We start from the raw sequence: 23,530 nt of genomic DNA, 5'->3' as shown, positions 1-23,530 counted from the left end.
CGGGCAACAGGCCAGCTCAAACGACCTGAATCCCGGAGGTGGAGCATGAACACGGTTTTCGAGGACGTATGTGACACACAACTGCCGGGGCCTCATGACGGGCCGTCACCGCGGGCCGGAAGATGTTCCACCACGCTTCCGCGCGTCGAGGATGCCGGGAGTGTGGCTCCCCAGGACGCCAAGGCGCTGTCGCCGCTGTTCTTCGAGCGGCTCGCGGAACTCGAAGAGGGCACCCCCGAGTATCAGTACGCCCGCAATACGCTCGTCGAGATGAACTTGTCGCTGGTGCGCTATGTGGCCTCGCGGTACAGAAGTCACCGTGACCAAATGGAGGACATCGTCCAGGTCGGGACGATCGGCCTCATCAAGGCCATCGACCGGTTCGACCCGTCCCGCCGAACGGAGTTCGCGGCCTTCGCCATTCCCCATATTCTCGGGGAGATCAAGCGGTTCTTCCGCGACACCAGCTGGGCCGTCCATGTCCCGCGCCGTCTCCAGGAACTCCGCATCGACCTGGCCCAGGCCATGGAGCAGCTGTCCAGCTCTCTGGACCGCGAACCCACCGTCAAAGAGCTGGCCGAGCATCTGGAGCTCACGGAAGAGGAGATCATCGAGGGCATTGTGGCCGGCAACGGCTACACGGCCGTCTCGCTGCACCTCTCCGGCGACGGCGAGTTGACGACACCGGGCGGCGGGCCCGTCTTCGCCGACATCCTCGGCACCACCGACTCCGCCACGGAGCACGTCGAGGACCGGTACGCCCTGGCCTCGCTCCTGCAACAGCTCAACGAACGCGACCGGCTCATCGTTCATCTGCGCTTCGACCGGGAGATGACCCAGGCCCAGATCGGCACGGTGCTCGGTATCTCCCAGATGCATGTCTCCCGACTGCTCGCCCGCATCATCCAGCAGCTGCGCAGGGGCATGCTCGGCCACAAGTGACCCCGCCGGACCCGCTGCCGGCGGCCGAGCGGCACGGCCCATGGATGGTTCCCCCGTGACCGGGTACCGGGTACCGGGCACCGCAAGATCCGCTGAGGCGCGGATGGGGCACCAGGCGAAGGGACAGCATGGCCGGAGAAGTCAGCGAGCGGCGGATGCGACCGGCACGGCCGGGCCGGATGGCGCGCGTCCGGCAGTGGTGGGGCCGGGCGCTGGGCTCGGAGGGCCATGAGCGCACCACGGTGCTCCTCGTCGCCAAGGGCACCCTGGCGGCGACGATCGCCTGGGTGATCTCCTACCACCTGCTGCATGCGCAGTCGCCCGCGTTCGCCCCGTTCTCCGCGGTGCTCATCATGCAGGTGACCGTCTACCAGTCACTGCTTCAGTCCTCGCGCTACGTGGGCGCGGTGGTGGCGGGTGTGGCTGTACAGGCGGCGTTGGGCTTTCTCGTCGGGCCCGAGGTGCTGACGTTCGCCCTGGTGGCGTTGGTCGCGCTCACCATCGGCCGGTGGCCGGCCCTCGGCTCACAGGGCTCCCAGGTGGCCACCGCCGCGTTCTTCGCCTTCTCCACCTATGTGTCCGCCACCTCGACCCTCGACAAGAGCACCCAGCTGGGGCAGATCATCCTGCTGGTCCTCATCGGCTGCGGGGTCGGCGTCCTCGTGAACGTCACCGTGCTGCCGCCACTGCGCTACCGCAGCGCCGAATACGGCATCCGCACGCTGGCCCACGCCCTGTGCGACCTGGTGAGCGACATCCACCCGGTGATGCGGGAAGGCGGACTCGACGAGGAGAGCACCGGGCGGTGGCGGTCGCGCGCCGAACAGACCGGCGAACTGGTCACACAGGCCCGCACGGGACTGCGGATGGCGCGGGAGAGCCTCCATTACAACCCTCGCCGGCTCGTCCGCCGCGGCCGCCCGCACACCGGCTTCGAGGGCTATGCCGCGGTGCTGGAAGCGCTGGAGCGCACCGTGGGCCAAATCGCCGCCCTCACCCGGAGCCTGGACCAATGGAGCGCGGACGAAGACCGCCACCGCTACGGCGCCTTCCTGGCGAGCTACGCCGATTTCCTGGAATCCCTCTCCCGGATCACCCGTGTCTTCGCGAACCTCGACGAGGACCGGCTCGGCGACCAGGCACCCGAGCTGTGCCAACTGGCCGACGAGGCACAGGATTACCGCCGACGGCTGGCCGAGGAGGCGGAGCGGGGTGAGCTGCCGCTCGCGGACCCCAGCCGCCCCTACGGGGTGCTGGTCATCGAGGCCGCGCGGCTGATGGAGGAGTTCCAGTACACCTGTGACGTGCTCCAGCACCATGTCGACCGGTGAATGGGCGGCCTCGTGAGGTGGTGCCCCAGGAGACCAGCGGGGCACGCGTCGTGACAAAGGGGAGGGGCCACCGCAGGAAAGCGGTGGCCCCTCCCGTGTGCCGGGCGGTGCTCGGTCATTTCTTGAAGGCGTCCTTGGCCTTCTCCTTCGCTCCGCGGAGATGCCCCCGGGATTCCTTCGTGGAACCCTCAGCGGTGGCACTTTCCTTTCCGACGGCCCGGCCCGCTTCCTTCTTGACCTTGCCGAGGGCCTGCTCGGCGAGGGCCTTGGCCTTTTCGCTGGCACTCATGGTGGTCCTTCCGTTGGCGGCGTTTCTCTCGTGCCCCCGCATTGCGCTGCCAAACGGCTGAGCGGTAGCTGCGGGAACGCATACCGACCCGGGGCGCGCACTGCGATGGAGGTGAGTCCCCTGCGGGAACAGCGCACGTCCCGGGCCGTACTTCTCGTGTTTCCCCCGGCCTGGTGTTGATGCGTCAGTGGACACAGAAAAATCGGGGTGGGCCGGACAACGCCTTGTTGTCCGGCCCACCCCGGATTTCCGGGCTGCGGCGGCTACCAGCGGTACCACCGGCCGCGCTTGCCACCGGCACCCGCGGAACGCAGTACAAATCCCAGCGCCCAGATGATGAGTACGGCCACTGCGACGTACCAGAGCGCCTTCAAAGCGAATCCGGCACCGAAAAGCAGCAGTGCGAGCAGAAGCACGAGAAGCAGGGGAACCATAGTTATCAACCTCCGAGACATCGTGTGCCCGCGCATTCGAGTCACACACAACGTTTCTTCGGATAAAAACCGGGCAACCGCTGTGTCCCTGACGCGTATTGCCCCGGAAATCAGTTATCGTGCGCGGGCTCCGGGGCAGACGAGGTCTCTGCTGTGGAAAGTGGTCTCACGGGTCCCAACACGTCTCACACGAATCTCACAACTGCCGTCGAACGGAGCGCGGTTGCCGCCGTCTCCGCTTCGCAGGCATGCCCTGGAGAGATCGGGGTAGGCGCGCCGCTGAAGCGTCCGCAGGTGCCGGGCGCGCGGGAGGGCGAGATGACCACCATCGTGAGCGAGACCACCACCGAGCTGCGACAGATCACCCCGGTTTCTGCACTGCCGGAGGTGCCGCAACCGCAGAAGGTGGCACCTCGGGACGCCAAGGACCTGTCCAAGCAGTTCTTCGAACGGCTTCAGGTCCTCGAAGAGGGCACGCACGAGTACCAGTACGCGCGGAACACCCTCATCGAGATGAACATGTCGATGGTGCGCTATGTCGCCCGCCGCTACCGCAATCGCGGCGACGACATGGAAGACGTCATCCAGGTGGGCACCATCGGTCTGATCAAGGCCATCGACCGGTTCGACCTCACGCGTGAGGTGGAGTTCTCCACCTTTGCCGTCCCCTACATCCTGGGCGAGATCAAGCGGTTCTTCCGTGACACCGGCTGGGCCGTCCATGTGCCCCGCCGCCTCCAGGAGCTGCGCAGCGACCTGGCCAAGGCCAAGGAGCACCTCGCCGCCAAGCTCGACCGCGACCCCACCGTCCGCGAACTGGCCGCCCACCTCGACCTGTCGGAGGACGAGGTCATCGAGGGCATCGTCGCCGCCAACGGTTACACCGCCGGTTCGCTCGACACCCCCGCCGACCCCGACCCGTCGGAGCAGCGCCGCACCCTCGTCGACGTCCTGGGGGAGAACGACCCGGCGCTGGAGGCCGTCGAGGACTACCAGGTGCTGGGGCCGCTGCTCGACACCCTCGACGCACGGGAAAGGCGCCTCATCGAGCTGCGCTTCGGCCAGGAGATGACCCAGTCGCAGATCGGCGAAGAGCTCGGCGTCTCCCAGATGCATGTCTCCCGGCTGCTCACCCGCACCCTGTCGAAGCTCCGCGCCGGAATGCTCACCGAACGCTGAGACCGCCCCGTGCGGCGGGGCCCGTTGATCCGGCACGGCAGCCTCCTGCGAGGTGTGGCGCGACGAGGTCCGGGCATCCGCGACGGCGAACACTTTTCGTGAGGGAAGGAAACCGACGATGCTGATGGCCCACCCTGCGGTGCTGCGGGAACTCGTGGCGGAGTATGAGGTATTGGAGCTGCTGCACGCTCGCCAGGGGAAGGCCGAGGTGCGCCGGAGGATGGACGACATCGCCTACACCCTGTGTGTCTCCACCGGCACCCGCGATGTGGACGCGGCACTGATCGCCGCCCGCCACCGGCTGCCCGGCGCCGGGGTGAGGGACGACTCCCTCCTCACGGGCACGGGCTGACCGGCCGATGCGGGCGTAGGCACCCCGACGGCCCCGACGGCCGGCAGCTCCCCCGCAGGTCAAAAATGCCTGGGCAGTCGAAGGGCCCCGCTTTAGCATGGCGCGACGACAGCCTTGAGGCGCAGAAGGGGAGACGGGGTGCAGCCGGCGTTATCCGCCGTGGGTGGTGAGCGGGCGAGCCGCAGGCCCCGTAACGCCCACGCCACGTGGTGGCCCCTGGTCCGAAGACAGGTCACGCCCCGGAGCTGAGCCATGCCCTCCCGGCACGGCTCGGCTCCGCATGCCTGCCCTTTTCCTTTCGAACCTTTCCTCATGAGGCCATGACCACAAAGAGATATCTGCCTGCCCTGCTCGTGGTGACGCTCATCGGCACCATCATGGAGCTCGATATGTCCGTGCCCAGCTTCCCGGACATCGCCCGTGACTTCGGAGCCTCCGCCTCCGCGGTGCAGCTGACCATCACCTGCAACTTCTTCGGCTACTGCCTGGGCGCTCTCGTCCACGGCCCCTTGTCGGACCGCTTCGGCCGCCGCACGGTGATGCTGGCCGGAAACACCCTCATGCTGGCCGGTGCGCTGGGCTGCACGATCGCGCCGCACATGGAATTCCTGCTGGCTTCCCGGCTCGTCCAGGGCATCGGGGCGAGTACGTCCGTGGTCCTGGTCTTCGTCATCATCGGTGACGTCTACCAGGGCACCCGGCTGTTCCAGATGCTGGGGCTCACCAACGCCGCGATGTCCGCGTTCATGACTGCCGCACCCGCCCTGGGCGGCATCGTCAACCGGACGCTCGGCTGGCGCGGCAACTACGCGACGGTCTTCGGCATCACGCTGGTGTCGCTGCTGTTGATGGCGTTCTTCCTGCCGGAGACCGGCGGCGCACCGGTGAAGGCCGGTGTGCGGCAGGTGGCGGCCGACTTCCGGAAGCTGCTGACCAGCAAGGCATTCCTCGCGGCGTCGCTCGTGCCCAGTCTGCTGTTCGCCGCCTACATGGTGTTCATCGCGGCCAGTTCGTTCCTCTACACCGGCACCTTCGGCCTCTCCACGGTCGGCTTCGCCGGCCATCTGCTGATCATCGTGGCGTCGTTCTCGGTGACCAGTCTGCTGGCCTCGAAGCTCATCGGCGTACTGGGCGGACCGGAGCGCACGGTGGTCTGCGGGATCGCCCTCACCGTCGTCGGTACCGCCCTCTTCCTGGCCTTCGGCCGGGGACCGTGGGCGACCACCGGCCCGCTCGCCCTCTTCTGCGCCGGTTTCGCCACGGTCTACCCGGTGATCTTCGGCCGCTCCATGGGCCTCCACCCGGAGCTCCAGGGCGCCGCGGCCTCGCTGAACATGAGCGGGCGGGCGCTGCTGGTGACACTGTTCACCGGTGTCGCCGGCAGTCTGTTCACGGGCACCTCCCGGGCAACCGCCGGGGTGATGGCCGTCGCCGTGGCCGTGGCCGCCCTCCTGGCCTTCGTCCGGCCGTCGCCGGCGCGGGACCGGACGGCGGCCGAACCGGTGACCGAGACCGGATGAGCCTACGGGTCCACCGGCCGGTTGCCTGCTGTTGAGGCACCCGCGGTGGCGGTACGGCCGCCACCGCGGGGCACACCAGGGGCGGGCGTCGCGTGGTCAGTACGCCGCCCGCCGCCCGCGCCGGACCAGCCGGCCGAGCAGCGCCGCGACGGCGGCCAGCGCGGCGATGGTGGTCAGCGCCCTCGGCAGCCCGTACGCCTCGGTGAGGAACCCGATCGACGGCGGGCCGAGCAGGATGCCGGAGTAGCCCAGGGTCGATGCGACCGCGACGCCGTGGGCGCCGGCGAGGGCGCCGGCGCCGCCGACCGCGACCGGGAAGACATTGGCCAGGCCCAGCCCGGTCAGCGCGTAGCCCAGGTACACCGGCCACAGCTGCGGACTCAGCGCGGCCACCAGCATCCCCACCGCCGCGAGGAGACCCCCGGCCACCAGGACGGGGGTGTCGCCCAGCCGTTCCAGGAGCCGGCTGCCCGACATCCGGGAGACCGTCATCATCAGCGCGAACACCGCGTATCCGGCCGCTGCCGCACCTGGCCCGGTGTGCAGGTCCGTGGAGAGATGCAGCGAACCCCAGTCGGCCAGCGCGCCCTCGCCGTACGCCGTGCACAGGGTGATCAGCCCGTAGACCGTCACGAGCAGCCGGGTACGGCGCAACGGCACACGGCCGCGCCCCGGTATCGCCTCGGTTCCGTCGCGGAGCGGGCCATGGCCGACGGCCGGCCGGGGCGTCCGCAGCAGAACGTGACCCGCGTACGCGGTGATGACGAGCCCGGTCGCCGTCAGGAGCAACAGATGCCCCAGCGGGCTCAGATGCGGGGCGAGGAGCCCGCCGAGTCCCGCGCCCGCCAGTCCGCCCGCGCTGAACGCCGCGTGGAACGACGGGAGGATCGGACGCCGGACCGCCTCGGCCAGGTCCACCGCGGCCGCGTTGAAGGCGACATTGAGGCCCCCGTACGCGGCTCCGAACAGCAGCAGGACGAGGCCGAGCTGAAGGGCGGAACGGGTCAGCGCCGGCAGGGCGACCGACAGCGACAGCAGGGCCGCCGCCGCCACGGTCACCGGATGGTTGCCGTAGCGGCGGCACAGCTTGCCGGTGAGCAGCATCGTGCCGACCGATCCCACCGACACCCCCAGCAGGGCCAGTCCGAGTGCGCCGGCCGAGGCGTGGATCTGCTCCTTGATGGCGGGGATGCGCACCACCCACCCCGCGAACACAAAACCGTCGAGGGCGAAGAACAGGGTGATCGCCCGCCGCAGCCGGGCCACGGCCGGGGGAGTGGCGGCCGGGGCGCGCCGGCCGCTGTCCATGAGCTGGTTCATAGGGGTCTCCGGTCGTTCAGTGGCGGGCGCGGTGGGTGAGGAGGGTGCCGGCCGTGGCGAGCACGAGCCCGGCGAGGGTGAGCGGGCCGAGCCGCTGTCCGAGCAGCAGCGCACCGAGCCCCGCCGTGCTCATCGGGACCAGCTGGAACAGGCTGCTGACCTGGCTCGTGCCATGGCGCTGGAGGAGGCGGTAGAGCAGGCCGACGCCGATGACGGAGTTGACCAGCGCGCTCCACAGCAGCACCGGCCAGTACGCGGCGGTGAAGTGCACGTCCCAGCCCTCGACGAGCAGCGCGGGCACCAGCACCACCAGCGAGGCGGCCAGCAGCTGTACGGCATTGCCGCTCACCGGCTCCATCTCCCCGCAGAACCGCTTCTGGTAGACGGTGCCGGCGGAGATGCCCAGCAGCCCGAGCGCGAGAAAGCCCACTCCCGGAAGGCAGTTGAGGGACAGCTTGATCCCCTCGGCGACCGCCAGCGCCACCCCGCCGAGCCCGAGGACGAGACCCAGCAACTGGCCTGCCGAGACCCGCTCGTGGAGCAGCGGTACCGCCAGCAGCGAGGCGGTCAGCGGGTAGAGGGCGATGATCAGGGCCGCGAGCCCGGACGGCACTCCGAGGTCCATGCCCGCGTAGATGCTGGAGAACTGCACCGCCTGGACGAGCACTCCGGCGACCGCCAGATGCAGCAGCCGGCGCCCGCGGGGCAGCCGCCGGCGGCGGATTCCGGCGACGGTCAGCAGCACCAGTCCGGCGAGGGCGAAGCGTAACGCCGCGAAGGTGTAGGGCGCCGCGTACCGCAGGCCGAGCGTGCCGGAGAGGAATCCCGAACTCCAGACGACCACGAGGGCCACCCGGGCGGGCAGTTCGGCGAGGCGCCCCGCGGGAGCCGGTACACCACGGGGTGCGGACCGCTCCTCACTCCCCAGGGGCGGGCTGGGACTGGTCACTGCTGACGCTCCCTCCGGTTGACTCTGTTCGGTAAACTGCACGCTAGAGCAAAATATCGTTCACCGCGACGGTTTTCCGCTCTCCGGGGTACACCGTGGTGGTCGCAGCCACGGCTGGAACGGGAGGTCGGTGCCCGGGCAGCAAAAAGCCCCACGGACCGTGGTCCGCAGGGCAGTTGGAGGAGAGCGGAAGGCTCAGTAGAGGCTGGAGAAGAGTACGGCGACCATCTGGGCCGGCTCATCGGTGTCATTGCGGAAGGTGTGCGGATGACCGGCCGACCACTGGATGCAGTCCCCGGCGCGCAGCTCGTGGTCCCGGCCGTTGTACCGGGCCACCAGAGTGCCCCGCGTCGCCATGATGAGGTCGGAGCCCTCGTGCTGAAGGTCCTCGGTGAGGCCGCTGTGCGGGGCGAAGTCCCCCGTGACCACCTGGTATCCGAGCTCCGGGGACCGCAGCACCCGGTAGACGACACCCGGTGCCCGGTTCAGGGTCTCCTGCTTCTCCCGGGGGAAGAGTGAGGGGGTGGCCCGCCCCCGGGAGAACCCCAGGAATGAGCCGACATCGTGGTCGAACACCTTGGCCAGACGGCCGAGCCGCTCCAGCGCGATATCCGTCTCGCCCCGCTCCAGACCGGCCAGGAAGGACACCGACAGCCCGCACTCCGCCGCCACTTGGCGAAGCGACATCCCCCGCTGCGTACGGAGCCGGTGCAGCACCTCGCCGGGCGGCGGGAAGCCGAGCTCCGGGTCCCGCGCGGGAGGGGTGGAGGGGGCCGGGTCTGCCATGCCCGCATCCTAATGCCGAAGCGGGGGCATGCCGCTGACGGCCTGAGGGGCCTGCCGGTCTGTTGGGGCGCGTCAGGCCCGGCCTGGGCGCCCTTGCCGACGAGGAGCCCGTCGCCATGACGATGTCGCCCTGCTCGCCTTGGCACCTGACGACGGTGGCGGCGCGGCGTAGGTCAGCCGCCGGTGGTGTCGTGGCGACCCGTGTCAGTCCGTCTGGTGGGCGTCCCGTGCCGCGTCCACGAACTCCTCCAGGGCTTTCCAGAAGGGGCGGTAGGCGGCGTCGAAGGAGTCCTGGCCGTCGGGGTCGCCGGCCAGGTCGGCGCTGAGGGCGGCGTAGAAGGGGCGGGTGGCCTTCTGGAGGGCGAGGGCCGCGGCGGCGGCCGGGTGCGGGCCCTCCAGTTCGACGACCCGGGCGCAGCGGCGGATCTTCGCGTACTCGGCGACCTCCCGGTCCTGGAGTTCGCCGAGTGTGGAGGTACGGGCCTCGGAGCGGGGGAGCCGCAGCACGGTGGAGATCTCCCAGAACAACTCGCCCATCCGGTGGGTCTGTTCGATCAGATCCAGATAGGCGGTGCGGCGGCTCTCCCGCAGCCGCTCGGCACGCTGCGAGCGCGCGGCGGTCTCGGCCTGGATCCTGGCGGCCCGCGCGCTGCCGCGGCTGGTGACCCAACTGGCGAGCACCGCCGTGCCGCCGGTCACCGCCGCGATCGCCAGAGTCCATACCGTGCTGTCGCCCACGTGACGTCACCCTACCGAGCCGCTCCGGCGCACCGGCCGCCGCTACGAGGGGAATTCGCCCGGCGGCACCGTGCTCGTGGAAGCATTGCCGCCGAACACCTTGTTCAGGGTGAAGGTCAGCACCGTGTACTGCGTCCCGCCGGCCACCCGCACCGTCCGGAAGTTCGCCTTGTCGTCGAACTTCTCGAAGCTGCATCCGCGGGTGAAGGAACGCTTCCCGCCGTTCCAGTCCTCGCCGGTGGTGAAGTACACCGTGTACGCACCGCTGTTGACGCTGCGGACGGTCGCCTTCGAGCCCTTGCGGACGTACAGGGAGAACGCCGTGCGGGTGCCGCGGGTCAGCGTCACCACCGCATCGGAGCTGGTGCCGTTGTTGACGGTCAGCCGGCCCAGACCGCCCCGGCTGCCGTCGCGCACGAAGGCGCCGTTCGCCAGCCGCCGGTGCTGGGCCCGCTCCGTACGCGGCAGCCGCAGCGAGGTGTCATAGCCGAGGGCCTTGAGCGCGCGGGCGGCCTCCTTGACGCTCTGCGGGCCGTGGGCCGTGTCGAGTTCGACGCGGGGTGAGGTGGCGCAGCGGCCGCCGCTGCCGCGGGCGCTGCGCAGATCCTGCCCCAAGGCCCGCAGGGCGGTGGCGAGTTGGCTGGTGCCCGAGAGGGCGTTGTCCGGTGCGGCGACCGTCTCCAGGGCGTCGGCGGCGGTCTCGGCCTTGCGCGCGGCGCTGTCCAGCGCCGTGTCCAGCGCCCCGCCCTCGCGCGCACCGTCGACCGTGCGCAGCGCGCTGTCGAGCGGCCGGAGGGCGCCGGTCAGCGCACGACGGTAGGCGTCGGGGTCGACGGTCGGCGACTGGCTGGGGGACGGCGCCGAACCGGCCGCCGAGCTGCTCGATCCGCCCGTCGGAGCCTTGCTTCCCCCGCCCGCCGAACAGGCCGCCAGCGGCAGCGCCAGGGCGAGGGCCGCCGCACCGAGCGCGGTGGCCCGGCCTGTGCCGCGCGGCCCCCGGAATCGCGGCGACAGGCGTGTGACGGTCGTGGTGCGGGGCTCGCCGGACGCCGCTGTCCGGCCCGCTCCCGCCGCCGCCCCGCCCGTCGTGTGCGCAGACGTGTACCTCACCATGAGTCCCCCGATTCCCCCGGTATCCCCCGACATCCGGCAACTGCCGAAAGAACCAGGCTTCTCCCACCACAAGGAGCTGTCAAGAGCATTGCCTGGCACGGCAGTTGGGCGGATCGACGGTGGCTCGGAGATCTCTCGGAATTCCCGCTTCCGCACCGGTGCGCCGATCACCTGGGCATATGTAGAGTCCCCTGCCATGGCAGCGCTGAGTGATCTTCTCCCCGTGGCGGCCGTACGCCTCGACGTCCCGGCGGCGGACTGGCGGGAGGCGATACGCATCGCGGGCGCACTGCTGACGGAGACGGGTGCCACCACCGGCACCTACACCGCGGAGATGATCCGCAACGCCGAGGAGAACGGGCCGTACTTCGTCATCGCCCCCGGCCTCGCCTTCGCCCACGCCCGCCCCTCGCCCGCCGTGCTCCGGACCGGGCTGTCGTGGGTCCGCCTGGAACGGCCGGTGGAATTCGGCCATGCGGCGAATGACCCGGTGCATCTGGTGGTGGCACTGGCCGCCGAGACCTCCGGGGCGCACACGACGGCGATGGCGGCCCTCGCGCAGCTGCTGGCCGACCCGGGGACGGCTCGTACCCTCCAGGAGGCGGCCGATCCGGAGGCGCTCCATACGGTGCTCGCGGGGGCTGCGGGGGAGCGGCAGGGTGAGCGCGCGCGGTCCGGGCCGGCCGTGCACAAGATCCTCACGGTGTGCGGCAACGGCGTGGGCACCAGCCTGTTCCTCAAGAACACGCTGGAGCAGGTGCTCGACCGCTGGGGCTGGTCCCGCCATGTGACGGTGGAGGCGACCGACACCATCTCGGCCAGGGGCAAGGCCGCCGAGGCGGTCGCGATCCTCACCTCCCGGGAGATCGCCGGGACGCTCGGCGAGGTCGGCGTACCGGTCACGGTCGTCGAGGACTTCACCAGCGGCCCCGAGGTCGACCGCGCACTCCGTGCCCTCTACGACGTCTGAGCGGCGCCCCCGGCCCCGACACACGACGCCCCATCGACCGAGACGGGAGGACGGACGGCATGGACTGGCTCATATCCCTCGCCACATTCCTCGTGAACGAGATCCTCAGCCAACCCGCGTATCTGATCGGCCTGATCACGGCGGCCGGGCTGATCGCGCTGAAGAAGACCGCGGGCCAGGTCGTCGGCGGGGCCCTCAAGGCGACCCTGGGCTTTCTGCTGATCGGAGCCGGCGCGGGACTGGTGGTCAGCTCCCTCGCCCCGCTGGGCGGCATGATCCAGGGCGCGACCGGCGCCCATGGTGTGATTCCCACCAACGAGGCGATCGTCGGCATCGCCCAGGCGCAGTTCGGCGCCCGGGTCGCCTGGCTGATGATCCTCGGCTTCGCGGTCGCCCTGGTGCTGGCCCGTTTCACCCCGCTGCGCTATGTGTTCCTTACGGGCCATCACATGCTGTTCATGGCCACCCTGCTGACCATGGTCCTGGCGAGCTCCGGCCGCTCCTCGGTGAGCGTGGTGGTCATCGGCGGACTGCTGCTGGGCATCCTGCTGGTGGCGATGCCCGCCTTCGCACACCCCTGGACCAAGCGCGTCACCGGCAACAACAGCATCGCCATCGGCCACTTCGGCACCGCCGGCTACCTCCTCTCCGGCGCCGCCGGACAACTCGTCGGCAAGCGCAGCCGCAGCACCGAGGACATGAAACTGCCCGAGGGCCTGCGCTTTCTGCGGGACTCGATGGTCGCCACGGCACTGTCGATGGTGCTGATCCACGTCATCATGTCGCTGGCCTACCTGGCCAAGGCCGGCCGGGCGACGGCGTTCAAGGCGTTCGCGGCCGAGGGCGGCAGCGCCGCCACGGACGTCGGCAATTACGTCATGCAGTCCGTCATGCAGGGCCTGCAGTTCGGGATCGCGGTCGCGGTGATCCTCTTCGGTGTCCGCACGATCCTGGGTGAACTGGTGCCGGCGTTCCAGGGCATCGCCGGCCGGCTCGTACCGGGCGCGGTGCCGTCCCTCGACGCCCCGATCGTCTTCCCGTACGCGCAGAACGCGGTGCTCATCGGCTTCCTCGCCAGCTTCCTCGGCGGACTGGTCAGCCTCGCGCTGCTGACCTGGGTGGGCCATCCGGCGTTCGGCCTCGCGCTGGTCCTGCCGGGGCTCGTACCGCACTTCTTCACGGGCGGTGCCGCCGGTGTCTACGGCAATGCCACCGGCGGGCGACGGGGCGCGGTCGTCGGCGCCTTCCTCAACGGCGTGCTGATCACGTTCCTGCCCGCGCTGCTGCTCAAGGTGCTCGGCGCGTTCGGCAAGGAGAACACGACCTTCGGCGACGCCGACTTCGGGTGGTTCGGCACTCTGCTCGGCAATGCCGCCAAGGCGGGCGCCACCGGCGGCAGCATCGCGATGGTGGCGATCGGTGCCGTACTCCTCGGCGCCGCGATCCTCTTCCAGAAGCGCGTCGTGGACACCGGCTGGGACCCGGGCGCCCGCCGGGACGCCTTCCTGCGGCGCGCGGCGCCGCCTGAGCCGGCTGCCCCGCCCACGGCGGTGGTCCGGACCCACGCGAAGATCGCGCCGCCGGCGGGGGCGCCGACGCCGCCTCCTCCGGAGGGGAGCTGAGCCCTCACGTGCCGGGCTGCTTCGCGGCGGGACCGGTGGGGCGGTGGTGACCGGCGAGCCGTCTTGGCGGCGGTGACCGCCCGGCCTCCCGGGTGGGCCGTTCGATACCCCGCCCCGCGCGCGTTCCGGTCTCCGGCACCCCCTCGGACCTAAAATCGGAACATGCCCGCAGGGGGTTCCCGACCCGCCCGACGAGGGACGGGCCGGTGTCCCGCGGCTGATCCGGAGGGTCCATGACCACCGACGACGAGCGAGGGCGGGGACGGCTCACCGGACCGTCGGCGCCGGACGAGCCACCGCACACCCCGGCCGCGCCCGCTCCCGACGCCCCCGGCCCGCACCCGCCCCTCCCCGACGCCGTGACCTGTCACGCGCTGCGCTACGCCTTCGGCGAGACCAAGGCCGTGGACGGCGTCGACCTCTCCGTCCGCACCGGCGAGGTCTTCGGGCTGCTCGGCCCGAACGGCGCGGGCAAGACCACCGCGATCCGCTGTATCACCACCCTGCTGCCCGTCCCGGCCGGCATGGTGCGGGTCTTCGGGCATGACGCGGCGAAGGAGCGGATGGCGGTGCGCCGGCTGCTGGGGTACGTCCCGCAGCAGCTGTCCGCGGACGCCGGGCTGACCGGCCGGGAGAACGTTGCGCTGTTCGCCCGGGTCTTCGACGTCTCCCGCCGCGAGCGCGCCGCCCGCGTCGCCCAGGCGCTGGCGGCGGTCGGCCTCACGGACGCGGCAGGGCGGCTCGCCAAGACGTACTCCGGCGGCATGATCCGCCGCCTCGAACTCGCCCAGGCCCTGGTCAGCGCGCCCCGGCTGCTGATGCTCGACGAGCCGACGATCGGCCTCGACCCGATCGCCCGCACCAGCGTCTGGGAACACATCAACGCCGTACGGGCCGCCACCGGTATGACCGTGCTGGTGACCACGCACTACATGGACGAGGCCGACCAGTACTGCGACCGCCTCGCCCTGATGCACCAGGGCCGGATCCGCGCCCTCGGCACCCCTGAGGAGCTGCGGTCCGCCCTGCGCGCCCGCCGCCGCGCCGCCCGGACCTCGGCCGCCCGTCATCCGGCGCCCCCGGCCGGCGCGCCGGACGCCTCCACCCCGGCCGGCGCGCCGGACTCCTCCACCCCGGCCGGTGCCCCGGACGCCTCCGCCCCGGCCGGCACCCAGGACGCCTCCGCCCCGACCGCCCCCGCAGCCTCTCCCTCCGCCCCCGCCACCCCGGCCACCCCCTCCTCTCCGTCGTCGGTCCCGTCGCGCCCGTCCGACACCGCGCCGACCCTGGAGGACGTCTTCCGGGACGTCGCCGGCAGCGGCCTCGACGAGCAGTCAGGAGACTTCCGCGATGTCCGAAGCACCCGCCGCACCGCCAACCGGGTCGGCTGACACCGCCACCGGCGCCGGCCGGCTGGACCTGCTGCTGGTCCCGCCGCGCGCACGCACCGGCTGGCGGGTGCTGACCGCCCGCGTCGTCGCGATGTGCGTGGTCGAACTGCAAAAACTGCGCCACGACCGCACCGAGCTGTACACCCGCGCCGTCCAGCCCGCCCTGTGGCTCCTGGTATTCGGCGAGACCTTCACCCGCCTCCAGGCCATCCCGACCGGCGGCACCCCGTACATCGACTATCTGGCGCCCGGCATCATCGCCCAGTCCGCCATGTTCATCGCGATCTTCTACGGCATCATGATCATCTGGGAGCGGGACGCCGGCATCCTCACCAAACTGCTGGTCACCCCGACCCCGCGGTCCGCGCTGATCGCCGGCAAGGCCTTCGCCGCCGGAGTGAAGGCACTCATCCAGGCCGTGGTGGTGATCCTCATCGCCGCACTGCTCGGTGTGGCCATGACCTGGAACCCCCTCCGGCTGCTCGCCGTTGCCGTCGCCGTGGTCCTCGGCTCGGCCTTCTTCTCCTGTCTGTCCATGACGATCGCCGGGATCGTGCTCACCCGGGACCGGCTGATGGGCATCGGCCAGGCCATCACCATGCCGCTCTTCTTCGCCTCCAACGCCCTCTACCCGGTGGCGATCATGCCCGGCTGGCTCCAGACGGTAAGCATGATCAACCCCCTGAGCTACCAGGTCGACGCCCTCCGCGGCCTCCTCCTGGGCACCCACGCCCACCTGGCCCTCGACTACACCGTCCTGGTGGCCGCCGCCACACTCGGCATCGCCGCCGCCTCATCGCTCCTGGGGCGGCTGGCCCGGTGACACCGTGGTGGCCGACGGGCGCCCCTACGGCCTCCCCCGCCCGGAGTTGAGCAGTCGGTCCACCGCCTCGACGGTGCGTCCGCCGCCGTCCTCCTGGGCGAGCTTCGCCGCCAGCAGACGGCTGCGTTGTGCGTACCGTGGCTGGTCGACGGGTACGGATCGGTTCGGCGAGGCGGCCGGCAAGACGGCGTCCCTGCTCGCCGCGGCCTGCGCGCTGGGCGCACTCGCGGCGCGTGCCGAGGCCGAACGGGTCGACGCCCTGCGGCAGTTCGGACGGCACCTCGGGCTCGCCTTCCAGCTCGTCGACGACCTGCTGGGCATCTGGGGCGACACCGCCGTCACCGGCAAGCCCGTCGGCTCGGACCTCCGCTCGCGGAAGAAGAGCCTGCCCGTCGTCGCGGCCCTGGCCGGCGGCACCTCCGCCGGCGACCGGCTCGCCGCGCTCTACCACCGTACGGAGCCCCTGGGCGACGGCGAGATCCGTACGGCCGCCCGGCTGATCGAGGAGGCCGGCGGCAGACGCTGGGCCCAGGAGGAGGCCGAGCGACAGCGGACCGCGGCGGTCACCCGGCTGGCCACCGCCGGCGTCATTCCGGAGGGCACCCGCGCGCTCACCGCGCTCGCAGACCTGAGCACCCGCCGGGACGTCTGATCACTCGCGGGGGGGGCGGAGTATCGGCCGGGGCCTTGGGCACCCGGCCGAGACCGCCCAGCGCCTGCATGACGACCGATCAGACCAGGTCGCCGTGTGGCGTGTTGGCATCTACGCGGACTCCTCGGCGTCGTAGCGCGCCTGGGCGGAGAGCACCTCACCCCCATGCGCTCGGGACCAGTCCGCAAGGGCGTCGTAGACCGGGATGAGCGTGCCGGCCAGGGGAGTCGCGGCGTACTCGACCCGAGGGGGAACCCCGGGGTGATGGGTACGGCCGACCAGGCCGTTCCGTTCGAGCTGGCGCAGCGTGTGGGAGAGCACTTTCGGCGAGATATCGGGCAGCCGCCGCTGCAATTCACCGAACCGCACCCGGCCGCCGTCCTGATCGAGCACCCACAGCACATCTGCCGTCCACCGGCCGAACAGCAGCTCCATCACCGGGCCGATCGGGCACGCGTCCCCGGCTATGCCAGTCATGTGGCTCCCCTCACAACCGAATTGCTATCCATTTGGTTACTACGAACTCCGCGATAGTAGCTTCGGGGAAAGTGCTGCACCGAATTCCTGACCGCCGCGTGGTCATTTCTGTTGCCCGGACGCCGGGCCGAGCGCGGCAATGAGCGAACAGGGGAAAGCCTGCCCATGGACAGCAAGACACCGAACACCACGCGAAATGCGACGGCCGCACCGGACCCCCGCCCGGACGGCGCGACGCCGATGTCGGGCGGCTTCCCGCGAAGGCGGGCACTACAGGCCGCGGGGGCCGCGCTGGCGACCCTGGGCCTGGCGAGCGCTCCTTCGGGCGCGAGCTTCGCGGCACAGCGGACCAGGTCAGGAGGTGAAGAGACCAAGTCGCTGGAGGAGTTGTACGCCGAGGCCCGGGCCGAGGGCGGTGGGCTGACCATTTACGGCGGCGGGGACTTCAAGGAGATGCTGGCGCCGGTCGAGCAGGCGTGGGCGCGGCGCTTCCCCGAAGTGCCGATGACCATGATCGTGGACTACAGCAAATTCCACGACGTACGGGTCGACAACCAGCTTGCGACGGACACTCTCGTTCCGGACGTGGTGCACTTCCAGACGCTGCACGATTTCCCCCGCTGGAAGCAGGAGGGCAAGCTTCTGCCGTACAAAGCGGCGGGGTTTGGCAAGGTCCATGACACATTCAAGGATCCCGACGGTGCATGGACGGCAGTCGCGGCCTACGCATTCAGTTACCTCTACGACACCGCCGCGGTGGGCGGTGCGCCGCCTCGGAGTGTGCGGGATCTCGTCGACCCCAAGTGGAGCGGGAAGATTGCTTCTTCCTATCCCAACGACGACGATGCGACGCTGTATCTGTACAAGTTGTATGTCGAGAAGTACGGCTGGCACTGGCTGTCGCGTTTGATGTCCCAGGACATCCAGTTCCAGCGCGGCACCAACAATCCCGGCGACGCGGTCCGCACCCAGCAGAAGACGATCGCCATCGGCACGGCGTCGGTCTCCGCCCTCGCCGCTCCCCGCACCGACGTCAAGTGGGTGCTCCCCACCGATGACCCGTTCATGGCGTGGGGACAGCGCGCCGCGATCCTCGCCAGGGCCCGGCGCCCCGCGGCCGCGAAGCTCTATCTGAACTGGTTGCTGTCCACCGACATGCAGGCCGCCAACAACGCCTTCGGCTGGCCCGTACGCACCGACGTGCCCCCGGCCCCTGGCCAGAAGCCGATCTGGGAGTACGGCAACGCCCACCTCGACGGCTTCGCCACCTTCATGGCCGACCGCGCCGAGGTCGAACGCTGGCGCCAGACACTCACCCTGTACGTCGGCGAGGTGCACGGCGCCCCGAGCCCCACCTGGCTCGGCCTCCACCCGGGAGCCGAACGCTGAGCGCACTCGAACCGCCGCATGCGGGGAAAGCCCCTAAGGCTCAACCGCACTGCGGCAGGGCGCGGTTGAGTGCCCTCCAGGACCGCCGACGCCGGGAAAACGGGTGGCACGCTCGCGCGCACGCCGAGTAGCTTGCGCGCTTGTGACTGACGGCTCGGAGCGCTCATCGAGGGGCGCGGCGGCGTCCGGGAAACCGACCGCGGCGGAGGCGTCCGGGGAACCGGCCGTGGCGCCCTCCCCGGAGGGAACGACCGCGGCTGATCGTCCAACGCTGCCCTCCGGGACCGCAGGGGGCTTGTTCTCCGGGACCTACGCTGCCGCCACCTCCTGTTTCGCCGCGGTGATGTTCCTGACCGGGTTCGCCGCGCTGGCCGTGGTCCCCGTACTGCCCACGGCTGCCCGGGACGTGCACGGGGTGGCGCTCTACCCGCTGGTGGCCGGCTGCTTCGTGGCCGCGAGTCTGCTCGGCGGGGTACTGGGCGGTCATTGGGCGGACCGCGCCGGGGCGCGGCGGCCGATGGCGGCGGGCCTGGTGCTGGCGGTGGCCACCTTGCTGGTCTCGGGCGCCGCCGCCTCGGTCTGGCAGCTGGCGGCCGGGCGTTTCCTGGACGGGCTGGCGGGCGGGATGGTCGCGGTGTCGGTCAACACCGCCATCGGCCAGGTCTACCCCGACCACTTGCGGCCGCGCGTTCTGGCGTTGATGAGCGCCTGTTGGATCGTCCCGTCGCTGGTCGGTCCCCCACTGGCGGGGCTGGTGACCGAGTGGTGGTCCTGGCGTGCGGTGTTCCTGGGGCTGGCCGCGCTCACCGTGCTGCCCGCCCTGATCGTGGTGGCCCTGCTGCGCCGCCGATTCGGGGCGGCCGCGCCCGCGCTGTCGGAAGACGCGCCGGCGCCGCGCCCCGCCCTGATCGTCGCCACAGCGGTGAGCCTGGGTGCGGCGCTGGGGCAGTACGGCGTCTCGGGCCGCGACCTGCGCCATCTGCTGTGCGCGATGGGCGGGTTCGCCCTGCTGGTGGCCTTCGCGTCACGGCTGCTGCCGCGGGGTACCTGGTGTGCCGCGCGCGGCCTGCCGGTCACGGTCCTGCTGCGCGGCCTGGGCTCCGGCGTGTTCTTCACGCTGGAGGCCTACGTGCCGCTCCTGCTGGTCACCGACCGGAACGCGCCTCCCGTGGTGATCGGCCTGGCCTTCACAGGTGCCGCGGTGGCCTGGGCCGGCTCCTCCTGGGTGCAGGGCCGCCTGCTGGAGCGCTGTCCCCGCCACCGTCTGGTCGTGGCCGGGGCGCTGGTGCAGGCGCTGGCGGTCGCCCTCGCGGTCGCCGGGACGCTGCCCCTGACCCCCGCGTACACCGCCGCCTCGGCCATGGTCGTCGCGGCCGTCGGCATGGGCATGTACGTCCCCTCCCTCACCGTGCTGTCGCTCACCCACAGCCCGCCCGCCCGGCAGGGCTACGCCGGCAGCGCGATGCAGACCACCCAGAATCTGGGCCAGATCACGGTGCTGGGCCTCTCCGCCGTCGTGCTCAACACCTGCCGGGACGCCGGCACCACCGACGCCGTCGCCTACACCGCCGCCTTCGGCCTGCTGCTCGCCCCGTGCCTCCTGGCCGCCGTGCTCGCCGGCCGCGCCCGCAGCGAGTGAGCGAACTGCCCGCGCGCGGGCACGCCATGGCCGGATACCCGTCGAAGCGGCGGGGGCGGCGTCTGCGTCCGTGGTACGTGCGGTCGCCCTCGTACTGCGTTCGTGGCAGGTCAAGAGTCTGCGGGCGCACGATGACAGCGCCGGGGCGGGACGGGAGGGTGTGAAGGGCGCCGAAGGCCGCCTCCGCGCGCCGGCGCATGTGCGAGTTCCACCCCCACACGAGAGAAGGAATACGGTGGCAGAGCCGGAAACACCAGAGGTCGACTACCTGATCGTCGGGGCCGGCGCCATGGGCATGGCCTTCGCCGACACCCTGGTTGCCGAGACGGACGCGACGGTGGCCCTCGTCGACCGCTACGGCCGGCCCGGCGGCCACTGGACCGTGGCCTACCCCTATGTGCGCCTGCATCAGCCGTCCGCGTACTACGGCGTCAACTCCCGCGAACTGGGCAGCGGCGAAGTGGACCGGCAGGGCTGGAACGCGGGCCTTCACGAGCTGGCCTCGGCCGATGAGATCCTCACCTACTTCGACCAGGTGATGCACAAAACCCTCCTGCCGACCGGCCGCGTCTCGTACTTCCCGATGTCCGTCCACGACGGCCCGGATCCGGCGCGACCGGATGTCCAGCGGTGCCACTCCGTCGTCAGCGGTGACGAGTTCGGCATACGGGTGCGCCGGCGGACCGTGGACGCCACCTACATGAACGTCACGGTTCCGGCGATGTGCCCGCCGAAGTACGAGGTGGATCCCGGGATCCGGCTGATCACTCCCAACGAGCTGCCGTCCCTGGTTGCCCCGTCGTCGCACTACACCGTGGTGGGAGCGGGAAAGACGGGCATCGACGCGTGCCTCTGGCTGCTGCGGCACGGCGTCGATCCGGCGGACCTCACCTGGATCATGCCGCGCGACGCCTGGCTGCTCGACCGTGCTCAGATCCAGCCCGGCCCGGAGTTCGCCGCGACCCGGGCCGAGTCGCTCAGCGCCCGGGTACGGGCGGTGCTCGAATCCGACACGGCCGATGAGCTCTTTGAGCGGCTGGAGGCCAACGGCTCCCTGCTGAGGCTGTCGTCGGACGTCACACCGACGGCGTTCCGCTGCGCGACCGTCACCCGGTCCGAACTGGAACAGCTCCGGCGGATTCCCGATGTCGTCCGCCACGGCAGGGTCCGGCGCATCGGCGCCGACACGGTGGAACTCGACGGGACGACCCTCCCCGCCCGCCCCGGAACCCTCTACATCGACTGCACCGCGGACGGCCTCGAACCGCGGCCGACGGTGCCGGTGTTCAGCGGCTCCCGCATCACGTTGCAGGCGCTCGTCCCGTGTCAGCAGGTGTTCAGCGCCGCCTTTGCCGCCCATGTCGAGGCGGCGTACGAGGACGACGCCGAGAAGAACCGGATGTGCGCCGCCGCGCCCCACCCCAGCACCGCCCTGGACTGGCTCCGTACCGCTGCGCACGTCGACGACCTGCTGCTGCGGTGGTCCGCGGACCGCGGGCTCCGCGAGTGGAGCGACACCTCGCGCCTCACGACCCGCTCGACCGGCTCACTCTCCGATGAACAGCGGGACGTGCTGTGGGAGCGCCTGCGCGCCGAGAAGACCCGGCTACAGGAGCTGCTGGCGCACGAGGAGAGGACGGTGGCCGCCACCTGACGACTGCACCGGGCGTCCTGCGCACGGTCATGGACGATCCGAAGCAGGCGGGTGTGTCCCGTACGGCCCCGACCTCGACCGGGCGTGGTCTCCGGTCGGGGCCGGGCGCCCCCGGCTCGTCCGCCGCCCCCGGCAGTGGTTGCTCAGAGCCAGCGGCGCCGCTTGAAAATGATGTACAAGCTGGTGCAGACGACCGCCATCAGGACGAGGGCGAAGGGGTAACCGAACACCCAGTGCAACTCCGGCATGCTGTCGAAGTTCATGCCGTAGATGGTCCCCACCAGGGTGGGCGCGAACAGAATGGCCGCCCATGCCGAGATCTTTTTGACCTCCTCGTTCTGCTCGAAGCCGGCCTCGGCCAGGGCGCGCATCTCGGCGTTCTGCTGCTGGTTCACCAGGGTCGCGTTGACGGTGAGGATGTCCTGAAGGGCCTGCCGGAAGCCGTCCACCCGCTCCGTGGTGTGCAGGACGTGGTCGGCCACATCGCGCAGATAGCGGCGCAGTTCCTCGTCGATGGCGTACTTCTCGAAGCCCGCGGTCAGGCTCTCCAGGATGCCGTTCAGCGGGCGGGTGGCGCGCTGGAACTCGACCACCTCGCGGGAGAGTTCATAGATACGGCGGGAAACCCGGGGGTCGCCGCCGAAGACCTCGGTCTCGATTTCGTCGATATCGGTCTGGACACCGTCGACGACCGGTGCGTAGCCGTCGACGACCGCGTCGAGGATCGCGTAGAGGACGGCTTCGGGGCCGCGCTTGAGGAGTTCGGGGGTGTCCTCCATGCGCTGGCGTACGGCCGAGAGGTCGGGTGCGCCGCCGTGCCGCACGGTGATCACGAAGTCCCGGCCGACGAAGACATGCAGCTCACCGAAGTCGACCTCCTCGGGGTCGTCCAGGTAGCGCGCGGCGCGCAGAACGACGAAGAGGGTGCCGCCGTAGCGCTCCAGCTTGGGCCGCTGATGCGCCTCCAGGGCGTCTTCGATGGCGAGCGGATGGAGGTCGAACTCCGAGGCCAGGGTGACCAGTTCGGCGGGGGTGGGGCGGTGCAGGCCGATCCAGGCGAGGGTGCCGGAGGTGGTGCGCTGCTGACGGAAGGCGTCAGCGAGCGTGTCATGGGTACTGACCCGGTGCCCGTCGCGATAGAGGGCGGCGGTGATGACGCTGCTGGGGGTTTCGGCCGGCGGTTCCGGTGTGGCGGAGCCGTCCGTGGTCTTGGCGGGCGGCGGTCCGGCAGGCCGCTTCCTCGCGGGTTTGCGCAGGCCGCGCAGCCCACGTGGCCGACGGCCGGGAGGCTCAGAGCTCACGACAGAACGGACCTCCGTCACAAGGGGGATGAACGGGCACACAGAATCTCGACGCAGGATATCTGCCGAGGATGTCAGCACAGGTCAGCGGCCATGGTGCAGGATGGAACCGGACGCGACGCGGCGTGTGTCGCGTCCGCCGGGCTTTGTACGTCTCTCTCTAGAATTGTGCGATGCAGATACCGCAGACAGCCAGCGCTCCCCTGGGTGAGGTGATTCGGTGAACGGCCCCGACGCCACCGACGAGCAGTGGGAAGGGCTCGCCGAGGTCGTCCCGCTCCGCAGCAGCAGCGAATGGCCTTCCTGGCCCGACCACCGTGCCCTCCCCGAGGAGGAGCCGGCCGAGCAGCTGCGGCGGTTCATCGTCATCCGCGTCCAGACCTTCGCGGACGCCCGTGAGGTCGCCGAGTATTTGATGGCGCAGATCCCCGTCCTGCTGGACCTCAGCAGCGCCGACACCGACGTCGCCAAGCGCATTCTGGACTTCTCCAGCGGAGTCGTCTTCGGGCTCGGCAGCGGGATGCACCGCGTCGACACCAATGTCTTCCTGCTGGCCCCTGTTGGCACCGAGGTCGCGGAAACGGCACTCGGGGGCGTCCCCCGTTCGTAGGAAGAGCTGTTGGGCGTAACGGTTCTCCGGTCGGGGTGCTGCATAGCGT

The 23,530-nt window shown here is 70.7% G+C and carries 23 protein-coding genes; 14 read left to right on the top strand and 9 right to left on the bottom strand.

The features are described 5' to 3' along the window. Positions 1–45 precede the first annotated feature (45 nt). Together TU31_RS28590 and TU31_RS28585 are read left to right on the top strand one after the other, a co-directional pair. Positions 46–942 carry a SigB/SigF/SigG family RNA polymerase sigma factor gene (locus tag TU31_RS28590; RefSeq protein WP_078886032.1) on the top strand — a complete coding sequence of 299 codons (897 nt, stop codon included), beginning with the start codon at positions 46–48 and terminating at the stop codon, positions 940–942. A 128-nt stretch (positions 943–1,070) separates the two neighbouring features. Continuing rightward, positions 1,071–2,273: an FUSC family protein gene (locus TU31_RS28585; protein ID WP_042159695.1), complete on the top strand. Its 1,203-nt coding sequence runs from the start codon at positions 1,071–1,073 to the stop codon at positions 2,271–2,273. A gap of 115 nt (positions 2,274–2,388) precedes the next feature. Here TU31_RS28585 and TU31_RS37345 read toward each other — a convergent pair whose 3' ends face one another. Continuing rightward, positions 2,389–2,562, bottom strand: coding sequence for a CsbD family protein (locus TU31_RS37345; RefSeq protein ID WP_078886031.1), 174 nt, complete (start codon positions 2,560–2,562; stop codon positions 2,389–2,391). A 263-nt stretch (positions 2,563–2,825) separates the two neighbouring features. Continuing rightward, complete coding sequence (locus TU31_RS28580; RefSeq protein ID WP_042159693.1) at positions 2,826–2,996, bottom strand: hypothetical protein; 171 nt, start codon at positions 2,994–2,996, stop codon at positions 2,826–2,828. Between the two features lie 318 nt (positions 2,997–3,314). Here TU31_RS28580 and TU31_RS28575 point away from each other — a divergent pair, with 318 nt between their 5' ends. The 3 genes from TU31_RS28575 (at position 3,315) to TU31_RS28565 (ending at position 6,047) form a co-directional block, all read left to right on the top strand. Then, a complete protein-coding gene (locus TU31_RS28575; protein ID WP_042159691.1) occupies positions 3,315–4,175 on the top strand; it encodes an RNA polymerase sigma factor SigF in 861 nt (286 codons plus the stop codon). 118 nt (positions 4,176–4,293) lie between these two features. Further along, complete coding sequence (locus TU31_RS28570; protein ID WP_042159689.1) at positions 4,294–4,527, top strand: DUF5133 domain-containing protein; 234 nt, start codon at positions 4,294–4,296, stop codon at positions 4,525–4,527. A 320-nt stretch (positions 4,528–4,847) separates the two neighbouring features. Beyond that, positions 4,848–6,047: an MFS transporter gene (locus TU31_RS28565; RefSeq protein ID WP_042159687.1), complete on the top strand. Its 1,200-nt coding sequence runs from the start codon at positions 4,848–4,850 to the stop codon at positions 6,045–6,047. Between the two features lie 96 nt (positions 6,048–6,143). Here TU31_RS28565 and TU31_RS28560 read toward each other — a convergent pair whose 3' ends face one another. From TU31_RS28560 to TU31_RS28540, 5 genes are all read right to left on the bottom strand, one after another. Next, a complete protein-coding gene (locus TU31_RS28560; protein WP_042159686.1) occupies positions 6,144–7,367 on the bottom strand; it encodes an MFS transporter in 1,224 nt (407 codons plus the stop codon). Positions 7,368–7,383: 16 nt separating this feature from the next. Continuing rightward, positions 7,384–8,316, bottom strand: coding sequence for a DMT family transporter (locus TU31_RS28555; RefSeq protein ID WP_245698832.1), 933 nt, complete (start codon positions 8,314–8,316; stop codon positions 7,384–7,386). Between the two features lie 195 nt (positions 8,317–8,511). After that, positions 8,512–9,102, bottom strand: a complete 591-nt coding sequence (locus TU31_RS28550; protein ID WP_042159684.1) for a helix-turn-helix domain-containing protein — start codon at positions 9,100–9,102, stop codon at positions 8,512–8,514. Positions 9,103–9,306: 204 nt separating this feature from the next. Next, positions 9,307–9,840, bottom strand: a complete 534-nt coding sequence (locus TU31_RS28545) for a hypothetical protein (RefSeq protein ID WP_042159683.1) — start codon at positions 9,838–9,840, stop codon at positions 9,307–9,309. Between the two features lie 42 nt (positions 9,841–9,882). Then, complete coding sequence (locus TU31_RS28540; RefSeq protein WP_245698831.1) at positions 9,883–10,953, bottom strand: hypothetical protein; 1,071 nt, start codon at positions 10,951–10,953, stop codon at positions 9,883–9,885. Between the two features lie 196 nt (positions 10,954–11,149). Here TU31_RS28540 and TU31_RS28535 point away from each other — a divergent pair, with 196 nt between their 5' ends. The 5 genes from TU31_RS28535 (at position 11,150) to TU31_RS28515 (ending at position 16,411) form a co-directional block, all read left to right on the top strand. Beyond that, positions 11,150–11,923 carry a PTS sugar transporter subunit IIA gene (locus TU31_RS28535; protein WP_042159681.1) on the top strand — a complete coding sequence of 258 codons (774 nt, stop codon included), beginning with the start codon at positions 11,150–11,152 and terminating at the stop codon, positions 11,921–11,923. A 59-nt stretch (positions 11,924–11,982) separates the two neighbouring features. Next, entirely contained in the window at positions 11,983–13,545 is a 1,563-nt protein-coding gene (gene ulaA / locus TU31_RS28530; RefSeq protein WP_042159680.1) for a PTS ascorbate transporter subunit IIC, read from the top strand. A 233-nt stretch (positions 13,546–13,778) separates the two neighbouring features. After that, positions 13,779–14,936, top strand: coding sequence for an ATP-binding cassette domain-containing protein (locus tag TU31_RS28525; RefSeq protein ID WP_042159678.1), 1,158 nt, complete (start codon positions 13,779–13,781; stop codon positions 14,934–14,936). After that, complete coding sequence (locus tag TU31_RS28520; RefSeq protein WP_042159676.1) at positions 14,896–15,759, top strand: ABC transporter permease; 864 nt, start codon at positions 14,896–14,898, stop codon at positions 15,757–15,759. The genes TU31_RS28525 and TU31_RS28520 overlap by 41 nt, the downstream gene beginning before the upstream one ends. Positions 15,760–15,763: 4 nt before the next feature. Further along, positions 15,764–16,411 carry a polyprenyl synthetase family protein gene (locus TU31_RS28515; protein ID WP_078886030.1) on the top strand — a complete coding sequence of 216 codons (648 nt, stop codon included), beginning with the start codon at positions 15,764–15,766 and terminating at the stop codon, positions 16,409–16,411. 111 nt (positions 16,412–16,522) lie between these two features. Here the strand turns inward: TU31_RS28515 and TU31_RS28510 are convergent, their stop codons facing one another. Next, positions 16,523–16,888, bottom strand: a complete 366-nt coding sequence (locus TU31_RS28510; protein ID WP_042159674.1) for a winged helix-turn-helix transcriptional regulator — start codon at positions 16,886–16,888, stop codon at positions 16,523–16,525. 240 nt (positions 16,889–17,128) lie between these two features. Here TU31_RS28510 and TU31_RS28505 point away from each other — a divergent pair, with 240 nt between their 5' ends. From TU31_RS28505 to TU31_RS28495, 3 genes are all read left to right on the top strand, one after another. Then, a complete protein-coding gene (locus TU31_RS28505) occupies positions 17,129–18,277 on the top strand; it encodes an ABC transporter substrate-binding protein (protein WP_042160067.1) in 1,149 nt (382 codons plus the stop codon). Between the two features lie 295 nt (positions 18,278–18,572). Next, entirely contained in the window at positions 18,573–19,916 is a 1,344-nt protein-coding gene (locus TU31_RS28500) for an MFS transporter (RefSeq protein ID WP_245698828.1), read from the top strand. 235 nt (positions 19,917–20,151) lie between these two features. Then, positions 20,152–21,570, top strand: coding sequence for an NAD(P)-binding protein (locus TU31_RS28495; RefSeq protein ID WP_245698825.1), 1,419 nt, complete (start codon positions 20,152–20,154; stop codon positions 21,568–21,570). 143 nt (positions 21,571–21,713) lie between these two features. Here the strand turns inward: TU31_RS28495 and TU31_RS28490 are convergent, their stop codons facing one another. Further along, on the bottom strand, positions 21,714–22,871 hold the full coding sequence (locus TU31_RS28490) for a magnesium and cobalt transport protein CorA (RefSeq protein ID WP_042159672.1): 1,158 nt from the start codon (positions 22,869–22,871) through the stop codon (positions 21,714–21,716). Positions 22,872–23,091: 220 nt separating this feature from the next. On the opposite strand from TU31_RS28490, the gene TU31_RS28485 reads away from it, so the two are divergent. Then, a complete protein-coding gene (locus tag TU31_RS28485) occupies positions 23,092–23,481 on the top strand; it encodes a cell division protein SepF (RefSeq protein ID WP_042159670.1) in 390 nt (129 codons plus the stop codon). Positions 23,482–23,530: the final 49 nt, after the last annotated feature.

Source organism: Streptomyces lydicamycinicus, from assembly GCF_000829715.2.
Taxonomy (GTDB): Bacteria; Actinomycetota; Actinomycetes; order Streptomycetales; family Streptomycetaceae; genus Streptomyces; species Streptomyces lydicamycinicus.
The sequence above is the reverse complement of the archived record's forward strand: the minus strand, read 5'-3'. Positions and strand labels throughout refer to the sequence as shown.